Source organism: Kitasatospora sp. NBC_01539 (assembly GCF_045040525.1).
Lineage (GTDB): Bacteria > Actinomycetota > Actinomycetes > Streptomycetales > Streptomycetaceae > Kitasatospora.
In genome coordinates this window covers 2,245,331-2,259,312 of sequence record NZ_CP109390.1, presented here as the reverse complement: position 1 = coordinate 2,259,312, position 13,982 = coordinate 2,245,331, and the positions used below count along the sequence as shown (strand labels likewise).

The 13,982-nt window shown below is 76.7% G+C and carries 14 protein-coding genes; 13 read left to right on the top strand and 1 reads right to left on the bottom strand.

The annotated features are described in order from the left end of the window. Window positions 1–6 precede the first annotated feature (6 nt). Window positions 7–420, bottom strand: coding sequence for a pyridoxamine 5'-phosphate oxidase family protein (locus tag OG335_RS09670; protein WP_405010638.1), 414 nt, complete (start codon window positions 418–420; stop codon window positions 7–9). 117 nt (window positions 421–537) lie between these two features. Between OG335_RS09670 and OG335_RS09665 the strand changes: the two genes are divergently transcribed. The 13 genes from OG335_RS09665 to OG335_RS09605 all read left to right on the top strand — a co-directional run bounded on the left by OG335_RS09665 (window position 538) and on the right by OG335_RS09605 (window position 13,953). Continuing rightward, on the top strand, window positions 538–1,380 hold the full coding sequence (locus OG335_RS09665; RefSeq protein ID WP_405010637.1) for a hypothetical protein: 843 nt from the start codon (window positions 538–540) through the stop codon (window positions 1,378–1,380). A gap of 97 nt (window positions 1,381–1,477) precedes the next feature. Further along, window positions 1,478–2,140 carry a hypothetical protein gene (locus OG335_RS09660; protein WP_405010636.1) on the top strand — a complete coding sequence of 221 codons (663 nt, stop codon included), beginning with the start codon at window positions 1,478–1,480 and terminating at the stop codon, window positions 2,138–2,140. Further along, on the top strand, window positions 2,134–3,072 hold the full coding sequence (locus OG335_RS09655; protein WP_405010635.1) for a hypothetical protein: 939 nt from the start codon (window positions 2,134–2,136) through the stop codon (window positions 3,070–3,072). The genes OG335_RS09660 and OG335_RS09655 overlap by 7 nt, the downstream gene beginning before the upstream one ends. 59 nt (window positions 3,073–3,131) lie before the next feature. Then, the gene (locus OG335_RS09650; RefSeq protein WP_405010634.1) at window positions 3,132–3,989 is read left to right on the top strand and encodes an SAF domain-containing protein; all 858 of its coding nucleotides are present in this window, start codon (window positions 3,132–3,134) and stop codon (window positions 3,987–3,989) included. Then, the gene (locus tag OG335_RS09645; protein ID WP_405010633.1) at window positions 3,989–5,116 is read left to right on the top strand and encodes a hypothetical protein; all 1,128 of its coding nucleotides are present in this window, start codon (window positions 3,989–3,991) and stop codon (window positions 5,114–5,116) included. Before OG335_RS09650 ends, OG335_RS09645 begins: the two co-directional genes overlap by 1 nt. After that, window positions 5,106–6,647 (top strand): CpaF family protein, encoded by a 1,542-nt coding sequence (locus tag OG335_RS09640; RefSeq protein WP_405010632.1) that lies wholly within the window; start codon window positions 5,106–5,108, stop codon window positions 6,645–6,647. The genes OG335_RS09645 and OG335_RS09640 overlap by 11 nt, the downstream gene beginning before the upstream one ends. After that, complete coding sequence (locus OG335_RS09635; protein ID WP_405010631.1) at window positions 6,647–7,624, top strand: type II secretion system F family protein; 978 nt, start codon at window positions 6,647–6,649, stop codon at window positions 7,622–7,624. The genes OG335_RS09640 and OG335_RS09635 overlap by 1 nt, the downstream gene beginning before the upstream one ends. After that, window positions 7,621–8,502, top strand: a complete 882-nt coding sequence (locus OG335_RS09630; protein ID WP_405010630.1) for a hypothetical protein — start codon at window positions 7,621–7,623, stop codon at window positions 8,500–8,502. The genes OG335_RS09635 and OG335_RS09630 overlap by 4 nt, the downstream gene beginning before the upstream one ends. Window positions 8,503–8,543: 41 nt before the next feature. Next, complete coding sequence (locus OG335_RS09625; RefSeq protein WP_405010629.1) at window positions 8,544–8,897, top strand: hypothetical protein; 354 nt, start codon at window positions 8,544–8,546, stop codon at window positions 8,895–8,897. After that, entirely contained in the window at window positions 8,894–9,307 is a 414-nt protein-coding gene (locus tag OG335_RS09620; RefSeq protein ID WP_405010628.1) for a TadE family protein, read from the top strand. Before OG335_RS09625 ends, OG335_RS09620 begins: the two co-directional genes overlap by 4 nt. Next, the gene (locus OG335_RS09615; RefSeq protein ID WP_405010627.1) at window positions 9,304–9,753 is read left to right on the top strand and encodes a TadE/TadG family type IV pilus assembly protein; all 450 of its coding nucleotides are present in this window, start codon (window positions 9,304–9,306) and stop codon (window positions 9,751–9,753) included. Before OG335_RS09620 ends, OG335_RS09615 begins: the two co-directional genes overlap by 4 nt. 25 nt (window positions 9,754–9,778) lie before the next feature. Continuing rightward, a complete protein-coding gene (locus OG335_RS09610) occupies window positions 9,779–10,240 on the top strand; it encodes a hypothetical protein (protein WP_405010626.1) in 462 nt (153 codons plus the stop codon). Next, window positions 10,240–13,953, top strand: a complete 3,714-nt coding sequence (locus OG335_RS09605; RefSeq protein WP_405010625.1) for a LysM peptidoglycan-binding domain-containing protein — start codon at window positions 10,240–10,242, stop codon at window positions 13,951–13,953. Before OG335_RS09610 ends, OG335_RS09605 begins: the two co-directional genes overlap by 1 nt. Window positions 13,954–13,982: the final 29 nt, after the last annotated feature.

Sequence of the window (13,982 nt, the reverse complement as noted above, 5' to 3'; positions counted from 1 at the left end):
CGTCGGTCACTTGTCAGCGGGCGACCGCACCGCGGACGGCCCCAGCCGCCGCCCGGCGACCAGTTCCGGTGTCAGCGCCACACCCGCCCCGGGCGCCCCGCCGCCCCGCGCACCGGCCGCCGCCGGAGGCTCCCGCAGCACGTGCGCCCGCCCGTGCACCAGCACGCTCCAGCCGGTCCGCGTCACCGGGTCGACCAGGTCGGCCTGGAACGCGGCGACCGTGCCGTCGAGCGCCCGCGCCGCCGCGCAGCCCGCCCGCAGCGCCAGCAGCAGCCGCCCGTCCGGCGCCACCTCGAACGCCACCGGCAGCACCGCCGGCAGCGCGCGCTCCGTGTACACCACGCGCCCCACGGGCACGGTGGCGAGCAGGCGGCGGCACTCGTCCTCACCGAGCCGCGCCGCGGGGTCGTCGTACTCCATAGCACGATGGTCGAGCGGTCCGGCGAAGGCCGGTAGGGCCGATGGTCCCCCTCGGTGACGGCGTACGGCGGTAACTTGTGGCCGGAAGCGGTGGATGCCGGAGGGGGATGGTGCAGGGTGGGCAGCGGTATCGAACTGGTCGTGATCGGCGCGGACGGCGGACCGGACCGCACCTACACCGGCTCGGCCCAGGCCGCGGACGGCGCCCGGGCCCTCGCCGAAGCCCTCCCCGGCCGCGCCTTCGACGCCGGACCGAACGGCTGCCGGCTCACCCTCCTCGACCCCGCCGCCGACGCCAACACCATGCTCACCGCCCTGCGGGCCGCCGCGGCACGGCCCGCCCGCTGGCTGGTCGTCTGCCTCCTCGGCCAGCTCGCCGTCGACCCGCGCGGCCGCCGCCTCGCCCTCGTCACCGCCGGCTCCACCCCCGACAACGCCTACCGGCGCGGCCTCGCCTGGGACTGGGTCGTCAGCGCCATGGTGCACGGCGGCCAGGAGGAGACCCTCCTGATGATCGACGCCGTCGCCGACCGCGACACCTGGTCGGCGCTGGTCCGCGAGGACGCCGCCAACGAACTGCTCGCCCACTCCCGGGTGCCGCTCTGGGGCCGGATCGGCCGCCACCAGACCGGCAGACGCGGCCGCGACGCCGTCCGGCCCGGCGGCGAGGGATCGTTCAGCCGCCTCCTCGGGCAGGTGCTCGACCAGGGCCTTCCCGGCGGCCCCGCGGCGATCGGCCCGCAGGAACTCCAGCCCGTGCTCGACGTCGAACTCGCCCGCCACGACGGCGGCGCCGCGGCCGCCGGGCAGGCCGTCACGCTGATGCCGTGGGACGGGGGAAGACTCCTGATGCGCAATCGCGCCGCCGTACGGGGCGCATTGGCCGGATTGTCGCTTTCTGAAGAACTGTTGGCCGTTCTGTGGCGGGAAAACGCCCCGACGGATCCGCCCAACGCGTAAGGTCGGACCGCCCCGAGGTGTTGCCGTGTCAGGCGGGCAGGCGAAGAATCGACGCCTCCCCCGTAACACCGGGGGGCGGCGGACAACTTCTGCGACCATGACCACGGACGCGGTCGGGCGCGATGGGGTGGGGCGATTGCGGCAGCGCGGAAATCTCTTGCGCCCTGGGGCGGTTGGGGTCGTCGGGGCGGCACTTCTGGTACTGCTGAGTGCGTGCGCGAGCACCGGATCGGCCGGCTCCGCCGATCGTCTGGGTACCCCTGGGACGGGAGTTACGGGCGGGACTGCCGTCACACCTTCGAGTGGTTCGGGCGGTGGCGCCGCGGCGCCCACGGAAGGGGCCGAAGGCGCGGTCGGGAGACTGGTCCTGAGCGCCTATCAGTCCTGGTGGGACGCCAAGACGGACGCCTTCGGCCGGGCGGATTCGGACGGCTCCCAGTTGCAGGCGTACTCGACCGGTCAGGCATTGAGCGACTCCCTCTCCAGCCTCCACCAGTTGCACGAGGCGAATCTGGTCATGACCGGCGCGCCCCGGACTTCTCCGGTGGTCAGGAAACTCGATGTTCAGGCCAATCCGCAGACCGCCGAGATCGAGGACTGCCTGGATGTCACCGGATGGCACCAGGCGGACCCGGTGACGCGCGCAATCAAGGATCCGGAACAGCGGCTCGCCCGCTACGTCTCGACCGCCGCTCTGCGAAAGAACGGCGCCCGATGGATCATTGTGGAAGTCACCCGCGAGGTGGGACGGACATGCTGAAAACACTGTGGCGGCTGGTAGTTGCGACACTCTTTCTGGTACTGGCCGCGACCCCGGCGGTAGCCGACCCGGGCACCGGCGGCACGGCGGGCGAGTGCAAGAACCGATACATCTGCGTCGTCGTCACCGAGCCCGGCAGCACCGCCGATCCCGGGGGCGGGAGCGGCGGCACCTCGGGCGGGTCGGACGGCGGCGTGCAGATGTGCGCCTGGAACGGCCAGCAGTGGCCGTGCTGGGACGACGACCTCGGGTGGTTCTCCACCGCCAACGGCTGCTACTACCACCGCTCCGACCCGCAGCCGCCCGCCGGCGACCCCTCATGGGAGGGGCACGACCCCGCCGACGGCGCGGTCTACGAGGTGAACTGCCGTCAGACCGGCGACACCCTGACGCCGCTGCCGCCGCAGTTCTTCGCGCAGCCGCCCGGCGGGCCGCCGCCGCCGGACCGCCCGTACGACCTCGGCATGAAGGCGCTCGGGATGATCCACTTCGACGCGCCCGAGCTGCACGCGGCCCCGGCCGGCACGGCCGTCGTCGGGGTGCCGGTCTGGCTCTGGTACGCGAAGAGCCCGACCTCCTCGGGCCCGCAGCACGCCACCGCGCAGGGCCGCACCATGCACGTCACCGCCACCGCCGCGCTGCGCACCGTGCACTGGGACACCGGCGACGGCTCGCCCGGCGCCGACTGCAACGGGCCCGGCACGCCGTACGTGCCCGGCACCGGTGCCAACGTGCAGCCGCCGTGCGGCCACACCTACCGCAGCACCTCGGCGGGCGCCCAGGACCAGACCCTCTACCTCACCGCCCGGGTGGTGTGGCGGGTGGTGGCCGTGCGGTCGGACACCGGCGCGCAGGTGTTCGCCGTCGACTACACGGTGACGACCGACGTGCCGCTGCCGCTCAAGGTCGCCGAGGTGCAGGCGCTCAACTGACGGCCCGCGCACCGCCGTACGACCCCGCAGACCATTTGCTCCGGAAAGGCCCGAGCCCGGTGGAAACACGCAACGTCCCGACGCCGAGCGCAGGCAGCGCCGCCCTCGCCCCCGACCCGGCCCGCCCCGCGCCGCACGTGCCGCCGCGCACGCTGCGGGCCCGGCGCCGCCGTCCCGCGGTGCTGGCGATGGCGGTCGCGCTGATAGCCGCCGGCGGCCTCGGCGGGGCGGTGCTCTACACGAGTTCGGGGCAGCGGATCGCCGTCCTCGCCGTCGCACGCGACGTGCCGATGGGTCAGGCCATCACCGCCGACGACCTGGTGGTCGCGCACATCGCGAGCGACCCGGCGCTGCGCCCGCTGGACGCCCGCGACCGCACCCGCACGATCGGGCTGCGGGCGACCACCGACCTCAGGCGCGGCGCCCTGCTGCTGAAGGCGGACGTCACCGCGGACGCCGCCCTGCAGCCCGGCCGGCAGGTCGTCGGCCTGGCCGCCAAGCGCACCCAGCTGCCCGCCGCCCGGCTGCAGCCGGGCCTGCAGGTGCTGGTGGTGTTCACGGCCGACACCAAGAGCGACCAGTCGGCGGCCACCCGCACCCCGGAGACGCTGACCGCCGTCGTGGTGACGGTCGGCCGGGCCGACAGCGACGGCAGCCAGGTGGTCGACGTCGCCGTCCCGGCCGAGGACGGCCCGCGGCTGGCCGCGTGGGTCGCGACCGGGCGGTTCCAGGTGATCCTGGCGCCCCGCACGCCGGCCGGCGGCACCGCGGGGGCGGAGCCGTCCGGGAGCAGCACACCGCAGAGCCCGTCCGAGAGCCCCACGGCGAGCGCGGGGGCGATCGCGAGCCCGTCCGGCCCGGCGCCGTCCGGTACGGCACGCGCGACCGCCGGGCGCTCCCCGGGCAGGGGGGCCTGATGGCCGTCGTCGCCGTGGTCGGCGGCCCCGGCGCCCCCGGCGCCACCACCACCGCCCTTGCGCTGCTGCTCTCCTGGCCGCTCCGGCCAGGCCGCCGGGTGCTGCTCGCCGAGTGCGACCCGGACGGCGGCGCGGTGCTGGCCGGTGCGCTGGAGGGCCGCATCGAGGCGGTGTACGGGCTGCGCAACCTGGCCGTCGCCGACCGCCGCGGCCTGCTCGCGCAGTCGGTCTGGGAACAGCTGATCGACCTCTCCCCGGACGGCGCGGGCGACCGCCTGCTGCTGCCCGGGCTGACCGACCCGGCGCAGGCGTCGGGCCTCGCCTACACGTGGGAGCCGCTGGCGGAGACGTTCCGCGGACTCGACCGGCAGGGCTACGACGTCATCCTCGACCTCGGCCGTTCGGGCGCCTCCGGTCCGGGCGCGGTGCTGGCCCGGCGGGCGGACGTCGTCGTGGCGGCCGTCCGGACGACGCTGCGCGGGCTGTCCGCCGCGCGGCCGCGGCTGGCCGCCCTGCGGGACGACCTGGAGGCCGCCGGGTCGGGCAGCGACGCGGTCGGCCTGCTGCCGGTCGCCGAGGGCCCGTACCCGCTGGCGGAGGCCGCCCGGGAGCTCGGGCTGCCCGCCTTCGGCCTGCTGCCGTACGCGCCGCGCACCGCGCGGGTCCTCTCGGACGGCGGCGACACCGCCGACCGCAGGTTCGTCCGTTCGGAGCTGATGCGCACGGTGCGCACGGCGGCCGACGTCATCCAGCAGGCCGCCGCCGGGCGCCGCGCACGGCTGGCCCCCGAGCCGCCGCCGGAGCAGGCGCAGCCGCAACAGCCGCAGCAGCCGTACCGGCCGACCCCCCGGACGCCGGGCGGGCCGGTGCTGGGGCCCGTGCACGCCCAGCAGCCGTGGGCGCCGGCCGCCGAGCCGCCGCCGGCCTACCCGCAGCACATCGCCCCGCCCGTCGCCCCGCAGCAGCCCGCCCCGGCGCCGTTCCCGCCGCAGGCCCCGTCGTCGTGGCCCGCGCAGGCGTACCCGCAGTCGTACCCGCAAACGAACGGGCAGGTGAACGGGCACCGGAACGCGCAGCCGTACGCGCAGCCGCTGCCCGGTGCAGGGGAGGTGCTGCGTGCGCGGTAGTCCGCTCCATCAGGGGCCGTCGGCGCTGCCGTGGTCCGCGCCGGCCGCCACCGGGCCCGTCCTTCCCCAGGCCGTCCCCGGGTCGGCGTCGGCCGTGCCCGCGCTGCAGCCGGTCGGCGTGCCGGTGCCCGGCGCGGTGCCGCCCGGCGTGCAGGCCGTCGTCGACCAGCAGGTCGCGCGCGAGCTGAAGCGCCAGGTCGCCGCCGAACTCCACCAGCAGCTCTCCCGCCTGGAGGCCTCCGGCGAGGTCGACCGGGCCACCCGGCGGCAGCGCGGCCGGGCCCTGATCGAGGAGAGCGTGGCCCGCTGGTCGGACGCGTACGCGCAGACCCACGGCATCCCGCCCACCCGCGACCAGGACCGGGCGCTGTCGGAGGCCGTCTACGACCTGCTGTTCCGGGCCGGCCGGTTGCAGCCCTACCTCGACGACCCGGACATCGAGAACATCCTGGTCAACGGCTGCGACGACGTGTGGATCTCCCGCGTGAACGAGCCGCTGCGGCAGGTGCCGCCGGTCGCCGACACCGACGCCGAACTCGTCGAGCTGCTGCAGGACCTCGCCCGCCAGCACGGCGGCGGCGAACGCAGCCTCTCCACCGCCAGCCCGACGCTCGCGCTGCGGCTGGAGGGCGGCATGCGCCTCCAGGCGCTGACCGAGGTCACCCCGCGCCCGTACGTGGCGATCCGGCGGCACCGGGTCGCCTCGGCGACGCTCGGCGACCTCGTCGGGCTCGGCACGCTCGACGCGACGCTCGCGGCGTTCCTCGCGGCGGCCATCCGCGGCAAGAAGAACGTCATGGTCACCGGCACCCAGGGCGTCGGCAAGACCAGCCTGCTGCGCGCGATGGCCGCCGAGATCCCGCCCGACGAGCGGGTCGGCACCCTGGAGACCGAGTTCGAGCTGTGGCTGCACACCCTCGGGCACCTCCGCCAGGTGGTGCCGATGGAGGCCCGCGAGGGCAACGGCGAGCGCGTCGACGGCCGGGTCGCGGGCGAACTCACCATCGGCGAACTCATCCCCGCCGCCCTGCGGATGACACTCTCCCGGATCATCGTCGGCGAGGTGCGCTCCGCCGAGGTCGTACCGATGCTGCGCGTCATGACCAACGGCGAGGGCGGCTCCATGTGCACCCTGCACGCCCGCGCCCCGCACATGGTCGTCGACCGCATCGCCGAGCTGTGCCTGGAGTACGGCGCGCACATGACCGACAGCCTGGCCTACCGGCTCACCGCCAACGCCGTCGACTTCGTCGTGCACGTCACCATGGTCGACGAGACCCCGGTCGGCGGCCGCCGGCACCGGTTCGTCTCGCACGTCCTGGAGATCACCGGCCTCGGCGAGAGCGGCCGCCCCGCGATGAACCAGGTGTTCGGCCCGCGCCCCGAGCAGGGCGAACCCCGGGCCGTGCCGCACACCCCGCCGCAGTGCCTGGACGACCTGCGCCGGGCCGGCTTCGACGCCGGCCTGCTGCAGTCGCCGTACGGGAGCTGGGGCGCCCCGCTGCCGCTGCGGATCGGCGGCGGACGCTGATGCTGCTGTACGTGATCTGCGGACTCGCCGTCGCCGGCGGGCTGGTCGCCCTGGTGGCCGGGCTCGTCGGCAGCCCCGACGGACCCGACGGACCGTCACCCCGCAGGACGGCCGGCACCGGCCGGCTGCACGTGTTCTGGTACGGCGCGCCGGGCAACGCCGCACCGTCGACGGCCCGACGGCGCCGCGTCCAGTCGGTCGCGGCGGTGCTCGGCGCGGCCGGCGCCTGGCTGTTCACCGGCATCCTGCTGACGGTGGTGCTCGTGCCGCTCGCCGTGTTCGGCCTGCCCTGGCTGTACGACGCGACCCGCTCCGACACCCGCCGGATCGAGCGCCTGGAGGCCCTCGCCGAGTGGACCCAGCGCCTCGCCGACGTGCTGCTGCTCGGCGTCGGCCTCAACCAGGCCGTCATCACCAGCCGCCGGACGGCCCCGCCCGCCCTGGAGACGGAGATCGCCGACCTCGCCGCCCGGCTGCAGTCGCGCTGGCGGCCCGAGGACGCGCTGCGCGCCTTCGGCGACGAGATCGCCGACGCCACGGCCGACAAGGTGCTCGCCGCCCTGCTGCTGCGCTCCGGTGACAGCGGCCCCGGCCTGGCCCGGGCGCTCTCCGACCTCGCCGGGTCCGTCCGCGAGGAGGTCCGCCAGCGCCGCACCATCGAGGCGGACCGCGCCAAGCACCGCACCACCGTGCGCTGGCTGGTCGGCATCATCCTCTGTGTGGTGCTGGTGGGCGCGCTCAACTCCCGCTACACCGCGCCGTACGCGTCGGTCACCGGCCAGATCGTGCTGGCGGTGGTGGCGGCCGCGTTCGTCGGGGTGATCGCCTGGATGCGGGCGCTGGCCGCGCACGACCCGCTGCCGCGCCTGCTGGAGGACGACCGGCGCAGCAAGGCGGGCCGCATGCCCGGAGACGCACCCGCCGACGCCGAGGCGTCCGCCGACACCGCCGTGCCGGCCGCCAAGGAGGCCCGATGATCTCGCCCTGGGCGGTGCTGGCGGGCGGTGCCGCCGCCGGCGGCCTGGCCCTGCTGCTCGCCGAACTCCGCCCGGCCCCGCCGGACCTGGGCCAGGCGCTGGGCCGGCTGCACACCGCCCCCGACCCGCGGGCCGCCGAGGACGTGCGGACCTCCTGGTACGACCGGATCGGCGCCGACTCGCTGCGCCTGCCGGGCGCCCGGATCCCGCACCGGCAGCTGGCGCTGGTCGGCCGCAGCCCGGCCCGGTTCATGGCGCACAAGCTGCTGTTCGCACTGGCCGGGCTGGTGCTGCCCGGCTACCTCACCGCGATGGCCGCGCTGGGCGGCATCAGCCTGACCGTCGTGGTGCCGCTCGTCGCCGGGCCGCTCCTGGCCGCGCTGCTGTGGTTCGTGCCGGACGGCATCGTCGCGGGCGAGGCGAAGGCCGCCCGGACGGAGTACCTGCACGGCATCGCCGCCTACCTGGAGCTCGTGGCCCTCGAACGCGCCGCCGACTGCGGCCCCGCCGAGGCGCTTCGCCGGGCCGCCGCGGTCGGCCGCAGCACCGTCTTCCGCCGGATCAGGGACGCCCTCGAACGGGCCGCCACCGACCGGCTGCCACCGTGGGACGGCCTCGACATCCTCGCCGCCGACCTCGGCCTGACCCCCCTTCAGGACCTCGCGGACATCATGCGGATCTCCGGCACCGACGGCGCCGCCGTGTACGACACCCTGCGTGCCCGCGCGCAGAGCCTCCGCGGCGAGCTGCTCGCCGAGGAACTCGCGCAGGCCAACACCGACAGCGAGCGGATGGTCGCCCCCGGCACCGTCCTCACCCTGCTCATGACGGTGCTGATCGTCTTCCCCGCGCTGTACCAGATGCTCGACGTCACCTGAGGCCCAGCAGCCTCTCCCGCCCCCGTCCTGGAGACCACACCATGACCTCGACCACGGCACAGACCCCGACCCGGCCCGAACGGCGCCCGGCACCCGCGCGGGTGCTCGCCGCCGCACTCGGCCACGCCCACCTGCTCCTCGCCGCCCTGCTGGCGACGGTGCTCGCCCCCGCCCGGCTCGGCAGGCCGGTGCTCGACCACCGCCTCGGCCGGCTGCGCGCCGCCCGGGCGGCCGGCGACCGCGGGGCGATCAGCATCGAGCTCGCGCTGACGATCATCGTGATGGTCGCCATCGCCGGCGCGGTGCTCGCGGCCGTCAAGGTGCTCGCGGGGAAGGCCAAGGACAACATCCCCACCGACATCCCGGACGCCGCCGACGGAGGCGTCGCTCCGTGATCCTCCGCCCGGTCCCGCTCCACGCCGTCCGCGACCGCGGGGCCGTCGTCCTCGGTCTGGCCATCGTGTTCCCGATCGTGCTGACCTCCGTCATGCTCGTGGTGCAGGCCTCTCTCTGGTGGTACGCCGACCAGGTCGCCCTCACCGCGCTGCGCGAGGGCGTCGACGCGGGCCGGGAGCTCGGTGCCACCGCGGACGCCGGGGACGGCCGGGTGGCGGAGTTCCTCGGGCGGTTCGGCAGACTCGCCCAGCTCGACAGCGTCGACCACGTCGGATCCGACGACGAGGTGCAGAAGATGACGGTGACCGTGCGTCCGCAGTCGGTGCTGCCGTTCTTCGACGGCCTGCGCATCACCGAGACGCTCAGCGCACCGCGCGAGCGGTTCGTCCCGCAGGGGGCGCAGCCGTGAGCGCACCCGCCGCGGCGGCGACACGGCGGCGCGACGCGGGAGCCGTACCGGTGGAGGCGGCGATGCTGCTGCCGGTCGTCCTCGCGTTCGTGCTGATCGTCGTCGCCGCCGGGCGGGTGCAGAGCACCGGTGCGGTCGTCGACGCCGCGGCCCGGGCCGGCGCCCGGGCCGCGTCGCTCGCCCGCTCCGAGGAGGGCGCCCGCTCGGCCGCCGAGGACGCCGTTCGGGACGTCCTGGGCCGGCGCGGCGTGCAGTGCGGGTCGGGCGCGCAGTCGCCCGTCGCGTTCGGCACCATGGCGGGCCCCGGCGGTGACCTCGACACCGTCACCGTCACCGTGCGGTGCGACGTGCCGCTGCGGGACCTGCTGGGTGTGGACGCCCTGAACGGCAAGAAGACCATGACGGGCACGTTCACCTCGGTCGTCGACCGCTACCGCGGTGACTGAGCGTACGAAGGGGCAGGGGGGTCCGATGACACACCGGGGGAGCACCCGGCGGCGCCGCGGGCGGCCGGACGACGGCGCGCTGTCGGTGTACATCGCCATCTGCGCGGCCGCCCTCCTCATCCTGGTCGGCATCGTGCTCGACCTCGGCGGCCGGCTGCGCGCCGTCGAGCGCGCGGACGCCCGCGCGCAGGAGGCGGCCCGCGTCGCCGTCCAGCAGCTCGACGTCGACGCGGTGCTGTCCGGCAAGGGCTACCGCATCCTCGACGGCCCGGCGGCCGACGCCGCCGCGGCCTACCTGAGGACGTACGGCCTGACCGCCGAGACCCGCCTGGTGGTCGACGGCACCGTCGAGACCGTCGAGGTGCGCGCCACCGGCACCTACACCACCGCCCTGCTCGGCGGGGTGCTCCCCGACTTCACCCACCTCGAGGTGCACGGGTTCGGCAAGGCCACCCTCGTGCACGGCATCACGGAAGCGGAGAACTGATGGCCGCGCGACGAGCCAACGACCCGGCACACAGGGCCCACCCGGGCCACGGGACACCACCGGGCGGCAGCCGCAGACCCGTTCGGGTCCGCCGCCGCCGCGCCGGCTCGGTGGCCGCGGCACTCGCCTCCCTGGCGGTGCTGCTCGTCCTGCTCGCCGGCCTGCCGGCCGTGCTGCTGTACGGCACGCTCGCCGTCACCTCGATGGGCGGCCCGGAGACGGGCGGCAGCGTCGCCGGGCTGCTCACCACCCCCGACGACGGCCGACTGTTCCTGTGGGCACTGGTCGGTGTCGGCTGGATCGCCTGGCTCTGCTTCGCGCTCGCGGTGCTGCTGGAGATCCCCGCGCAACTGCGCGGCCGGGTCGCCCGGCGGATCCCGGCGTTCGGCTGGAGCCAGCGGCTCGCGGCGGGCCTGGTCGGTTCGGTGATCGCCCTGCTGCCGGTGGCCGGTTCGGCGTTCGCCGCGGCCCCGGAGCACGGCACCCGTACCGCCGCCACGGCCCTCGCCCTGCCCGCCGCGGGCGGGTTCGCCGCCCTGCCCGCCGCCGCCCCGGCCGCCGCGCCGGCCGCACCCGCGCTCGACCGGCCGACGTACACGGTGCGCGACACCCGCCCCGCGGACAGCCTCTGGTCGATCGCCGAGCGCCAACTCGGCTCGGGCGAGCGGTGGCAGGAGATCGCCGACCTCAACAAGGGCCGGGTGATGGACGATGCGGGCCGCCGCTTCGACGCCGACCGGCCGATCCACCCCGGGTGGAAGCTGCTCATGCCCGACGGCGCCAAGACCGACGCGGCCCCCGCGCAGCAGCCCGCCGCGGAGCTGCCGGCACCGCGGCACGCCTCCGTCACGGTCGCGCCCGGGGACAGCCTCTCCGGCATCGCCGAGCGCGAACTCGGCAGCGGCGACGCCTGGCCCCGCCTCTTCGAGGCCAACAAGGGCGTCCGCGCGCCCGACGGCGAGCGGCTGACCGACCCGGACGTCCTCGTGCCCGGCACGGTGCTGGCCATCCCCGGCGCGCGGGCCGACCAGCCGGCCCCGCCGCAGCAGCCCGAGGAGCAGCCGCCCGCCACCCCGGCACCGGCCACCCCGGCACCGGCCACCCCGGCACCGGCCACGCCCGCACCCGCCACGCCCGCACCGTCGGCACCCGTGCAGGGCCCGCAGGCCCCGGCCGCCGCCGACCCGGCGCAGCAGCCGTCCGACGACTACAGCACCGCGCTCGCCGCCTCGACCATCGGCGTGCTGCTCGCCGCCGTCATGGTCGGGGCGGTCGCCCGCCGCCGCGGCGACCAGCAGCGGGCCCGGCGCCCGCGGCACCGCATCGCCATGCCCGAGGCCCCGGCCGCCGCGTTCGAGGCCGAGCTGAAGGCCCGGCAGAACGTGCCCGCCCTGGAGCTGCTGGACCGCGCGCTGCGCACCCTGGCGCGCAACACCGTGCGCACCGGCAAGCGGCTGCCCGTGCTGGTGGCCGCCCGGATCACCCCCGGCCGCACCGTCGAACTCCACCTGGCCGCACCGGCGGTGCCCGTCGCGCCGTTCCGGGCTGCGCACGCGAACAACGTGTGGTGGTGCCCGGAGGACTCCTCCGACCTGCTGTCGCCCGGGCAGGCCGCGAAGGCCGCGGCGCCGTACCCGGCCCTGGTCACCCTGGGCGTCGCCCCGGACGGCTCGATCGTGCTCGCCGACCTGGAGACCGTGCGGCTCGTGCACCTCGCCGGACACCCCGACGACGCCCGCGACGTGCTGCGCACCCTGGCCGTGGAGCTCGCGCACAGCCCGCTCGCGGACCGCCTCCACCTGCACCTGGTGGGCTTCGACGACCTGCCGGTGGCCGGCCGGGCCGCCGAACGCGTGCACCGCTACGACTCGTTGGAGCAGGCGCTCGGCGCCGTCGGCCCGCGGGCCGCCCGGGCGCGGGCCACGCTCGTGGCGGCGGAGGCCAGCAGCCCGCGGGACGCCCGCAGCCGCGGGGCGGCCGACGAGTCGTGGGTGCCGGAGATCGTGCTCTCCGCCCAGCCCCCGGACGGCGACGTGCCCGCCGAACTCGGCCGGCTGCTGGACGCCAAGCCGCGCAGCTGCCTCTCCGTGGTCACCCGCGCGCCCGAGCGCGGCGCCGGACCGGTGGCGCGCTGGACCCTGCCCAGCACCGGCGCGGCCACCCTGCCGGGCCTGCACCTCCAGGTCGAGCTGCAGCGCCTCGACGCCGCCCAGTACGCCCACCTCGGCGAGCTGGTCCGTACCTCCGGCGACACGACGCAGCACCCGGCGCCGGAGTGGACGCTGGACGGTCCCGGGACCGACCTCGAACCGGTCGAACACCTCGTGCCGGTCTCCGTCGGGGCGTCGTCCGCCGACGGGCCGGCCGAGGCCGGGGACGCCGCGCCGCGCCCGGTCACCCGGGTGATCGGCACCGGCGTCAGCCCGTTCGCGGGCACGGCGCCGACGGCGACCCCGCCGCAGGCGGTGGCACCCCTGCAGCCGGTGCCGCCGGTCGTGCCGTCCGTTCCGCAGGCCGCGCCCCCGGCGCACCCGTACGCCGTCCCGCCGGCGCACCCGTACGCCGTGCCTCCGGGCAGTGCGGTGGCCGTCCCCCCGGCGGACCCGCGGCCGACCCGCCACAGTGCCAACGGCGCCGGGCGGCACGCCTCCGGCAGCGGCCACCCGCCGCAGCCGCCGGTGCCGCAGCAGCCCACCCCGCAGCAGCCCGCCTCCCCGCAGCCCGGCCCGCTGCCGCCTGCGCTGCCCGCACCCGGCGGACCCGCCGCGCCGCCGGCCCGTGCGGCGGAGCCCGTGCGCGAGCGGCTCCCGGAGCGGGCGCCGGAGCCGGTGCCGACCCACGACCCGGCGCCCGACACGGCCGCGCCGTCCGCGCCGGGCCGCCCCTCGGGGCAGGGCCGCACCGACAGCGCCGACCTGCTGGCCATCCTCCGCTCGCCGGAGGCCCACGCGGGACGGACGGCGCCCCGCATCCGGCTGCTCGGTCCGGTCGACGTGAGCGGCGCGGCCGGCACGGCAGAGCCCGCCGCGGTGCCGCGCCTCACCGAGCTGGCCACGCTGCTGGCGCTGCGTCCGGGGATCGAGCACACCGCGCTCGACCAGGTGCTGCACCCGGGCGGCGCCCACCTCGCGGACCCGGCCGACGGGCACGCGCCGACGAGCCCGCTGCCCGGCCGGCTGACCCGGCTGGCGGCCTGGCTGGGCGGTGCCCCGGACGGGCGCCCGTTCCTGCGGATCGACCGGCCGGACGGCTACACCTTCGCCCCCACGGTGACCTGCGACTGGGACGAGTTCCGCAGCCTCTACCGGCGCGGCATGCGCTCGACCAGCACGACCGCCGACGCGGCCCTCGCGCACGCCCTGGCGCTGGTGCGCGGCGCACCGTTCGCGGAGGCCCCCGCCGACGCGTACGGCTGGGCCGAGGCCGAGCGACAGGACATGATCGCCGCGATCGTCGACACGGCGCACGAGCTCGCCGCCCGCCGACTGCAGTACGGCGACCACCGCACCGCCGAGGCCGCGATCTTCCGCGGGCTCGCGGTCGCCCCGGACGTCGAACTGCTGCACCGCGACCTCTTCTACGCCTACGCCTCGGTCGGCGCCCGCGACCAGCTCGTCCGGGCGGTCAACCGCCTGGACGCGCTGAGCCGGCGCACCGGCCGCGACCTCGACCCGGACACGGTGGCGCTGCTGCGCGACCTGCTGGCGGCCTGACGGCGTCCGGGCCGGGCTTGACCTCAAGT

Coding starts and splice junctions, on each gene's coding strand:
- OG335_RS09605 (WP_405010625.1), top strand. CDS start 10,240: ATGGCCGCGCGACGAGCCAACGACCCGGCACACAGGGCCCACCCGGGC.
- OG335_RS09625 (WP_405010629.1), top strand. CDS start 8,544: ATGACCTCGACCACGGCACAGACCCCGACCCGGCCCGAACGGCGCCCG.
- OG335_RS09645 (WP_405010633.1), top strand. CDS start 3,989: ATGGCCGTCGTCGCCGTGGTCGGCGGCCCCGGCGCCCCCGGCGCCACC.
- OG335_RS09660 (WP_405010636.1), top strand. CDS start 1,478: ATGACCACGGACGCGGTCGGGCGCGATGGGGTGGGGCGATTGCGGCAG.
- OG335_RS09635 (WP_405010631.1), top strand. CDS start 6,647: ATGCTGCTGTACGTGATCTGCGGACTCGCCGTCGCCGGCGGGCTGGTC.
- OG335_RS09655 (WP_405010635.1), top strand. CDS start 2,134: ATGCTGAAAACACTGTGGCGGCTGGTAGTTGCGACACTCTTTCTGGTA.
- OG335_RS09670 (WP_405010638.1), bottom strand. CDS start 420: ATGGAGTACGACGACCCCGCGGCGCGGCTCGGTGAGGACGAGTGCCGC.
- OG335_RS09610 (WP_405010626.1), top strand. CDS start 9,779: ATGACACACCGGGGGAGCACCCGGCGGCGCCGCGGGCGGCCGGACGAC.
- OG335_RS09630 (WP_405010630.1), top strand. CDS start 7,621: ATGATCTCGCCCTGGGCGGTGCTGGCGGGCGGTGCCGCCGCCGGCGGC.